Annotated in this window: 3 protein-coding genes and 1 pseudogene; all 4 read right to left on the bottom strand. The window is 42.9% G+C overall.

From position 1 onward, the window contains the following. Positions 1 to 45: 45 nt before the first annotated feature. Positions 46 to 675: a bifunctional phosphoribosyl-AMP cyclohydrolase/phosphoribosyl-ATP diphosphatase HisIE gene (gene hisIE, locus AC1DPZ_RS25715; protein WP_477408852.1), complete on the bottom strand. Its 630-nt coding sequence runs from the start codon at positions 673 to 675 to the stop codon at positions 46 to 48. A gap of 168 nt (positions 676 to 843) precedes the next feature. Beyond that, positions 844 to 1626, bottom strand: a complete 783-nt coding sequence (gene hisF / locus AC1DPZ_RS25710) for an imidazole glycerol phosphate synthase subunit HisF (protein ID WP_477408850.1) — start codon at positions 1624 to 1626, stop codon at positions 844 to 846. A gap of 9 nt (positions 1627 to 1635) precedes the next feature. Next, positions 1636 to 1968 (bottom strand): annotated as a pseudogene (locus AC1DPZ_RS25705) (endonuclease domain-containing protein); the annotation flags it as partial. A gap of 49 nt (positions 1969 to 2017) precedes the next feature. Then, the coding region (locus tag AC1DPZ_RS25700; RefSeq protein ID WP_477408848.1) for a HisA/HisF-related TIM barrel protein at positions 2018 to 2312 on the bottom strand (295 nt) is incomplete at its 5' end.

The following is a 2312-nucleotide window of genomic DNA, read 5'->3' as shown; positions in this document are numbered from 1 at the left end:
CCCCTAATGACTAATGACTAATGACTAATGACTAATGACTAATGACTATTTATGCCTGTTCTCCAGGTTTTTAGCAATCGTCTGCAGCGTTAACCCTTTTTCCCGAAGTAATACCAACAGGTGAAAAACAAGATCGGAAGACTCGTTTATTAAATCAGTTTCGGTTTCGGCTAAAGCGGCTATAACAGTTTCAACACCTTCTTCACCAACCTTTTGCGCTATTTTGTTGAGTCCTTTATTGCGGAGTTTATTAACGTACGATCCTTCTACCGGGTTTTCGTACCTATCGGCAATAATGTTTTCCAGCTCCAGTATGAAGTTTTGATTGTATTCAGTTTGGAAACAGCTGCGCGAGCCGGTGTGGCAGGTTGGTCCATCGGCTTTAACTTTAATGAGTAGGGTATCGTTATCGCAATCAATGCTGATCTTTTTTACATGCAGAAAGTTGCTGCTGGTTTCGCCTTTGGTCCACAGGCGGTTTTTCGAGCGCGAAAAAAAGGTAACTATATTTTCCCTAACGGTTTTATCATAAGCCTCCTGGTTCATATAACCCAGCATCAGCACCTCTAAAGTTTGCTCATCCTGTATAATAACCGGCACTAATCCGTCTGTTTTGCTAAAATCTATATTCATATCTGTTTTGCCTGGTTTCTGGTTCGTGTTTCCTGTTGCCAGGTTCGTGTTATTCTGGCTCGTGTTTCCTGTTGCCAGGTTCGTGTTTTATATAGTCAAATTCTCCTTTTGAGAGCAGGGTCGTGTTAGCCCAGAGTGCAAGGAGTGAGTGCTCTTACCTCAAAGGCAGCCATACCACCCGCAACTCACATCTCGCTTCCCGCACCTCCATCAAATCCTTACCTCAATATTATTACCCTTCAACACCGCCTTCAAATCCGGTATCAATATTTCACCATAGTGAAATACCGAAGCCGCCAAAGCTGCATCAACATTTGTTTTTTCAAATACATCAACAAAATGTTGTACAGAACCAGCACCACCTGAAGCAATTACCGGGATGTGCACTGCATCGTTCACTATCTTCAATAATGTATTGTCGAAGCCTGCTTTAGTGCCATCGTGATCCATAGACGTAAGCAATATCTCGCCAGCTCCGCGATTTTCAGCTTCCAATATCCACTCCAATGTTTCGCGTTCGGTAGGTAAACGTCCTCCATTCAGGTGCACTATGTTTTTATCACCAATACTGCGTGTATCAACCGCAATCACCACAAACTGTACACCAAATGCTTTGGCCAGCTCATCAATTAAAGCAGGGTTACGTACCGCGGCCGAGTTGATAGATATTTTATCGGCACCGGCGTTTAACAATGCATCGGCATCGGCAATTTCATTGATACCACCGCCTATTGTAAATGGTATATTAATTTGCCTGGCAACAGCTTTTACCAGTTCGACCATGGTTTTGCGGCGTTCAACCGTAGCTGTAATATCCAGGAAAACCAGTTCGTCGGCTCCCTGGCGCGAGTAGTTCCAGGCCAGTTCAACCGGGTCGCCTGCATCGCGCAGGTCAACAAAGTTAACACCTTTTACTGTACGACCGTCCTTAACGTCAAGACAGGGGATAATTCGTTTACTTAGCCCCCCCCGCCCCCTGAAGGGGGTGCTGATTTGCGTGGTTATTTGTTCCAATACTTTATTTAAGTTGTTGAATACTTCATTATTTGTGAAGCGTAATACTTTAAGTCCATCAAATTCTAAGTTATTTTGTCTTTCAACATCGTTTCGGGCGATATCTGGAAGTAGATGAATGTCGCCATCTAACTTTATGACTAACTTATGTTTATGACAATAAAAGTCAGCTATATAAATACCTAAAGGATGTTGTCTTCTGAATTTGAAACCTAATTGATTGTTTTTCAAATGCCCCCATAGTAATTCTTCAGCCCCGATCATTCTATAACGAAGAGCTTCTGCATTTCTAAAAATCGGAGCGCCCGCACCCAAAAACATCCGTTTTTTCATATGCAACTATGGTTCCCCCTTTAGGGGGTTAGGGGGCTTATATGGATATGAGCGACTCCAAATTCCAGTTCTTTACATCTTCAATAGTGATATGTCCCTCATAAATGGCTTTACCTACTACAACCGATTCTACTTTTAAGCGGTTTAGTTTTTCGACATCATTCATAGAACTTACACCGCCCGAGGCGATCAGTTTAATGAACGGTGAATGGTCAAGCAGTTTTTCGTACAGATCGATACCTGCTCCGCCAAGTTTGCCATCTTTGTTGATGTCGGTACATAAAAAACGGAAAAAGCCCAGGGCAAGGCATTTATCAACGTAGTCCTTTAGC

The sequence above is a fragment of the Mucilaginibacter sp. P4_G9 genome (genome assembly GCF_056400985.1).
This window is presented reverse-complemented; position numbering and strand designations above follow the sequence as displayed.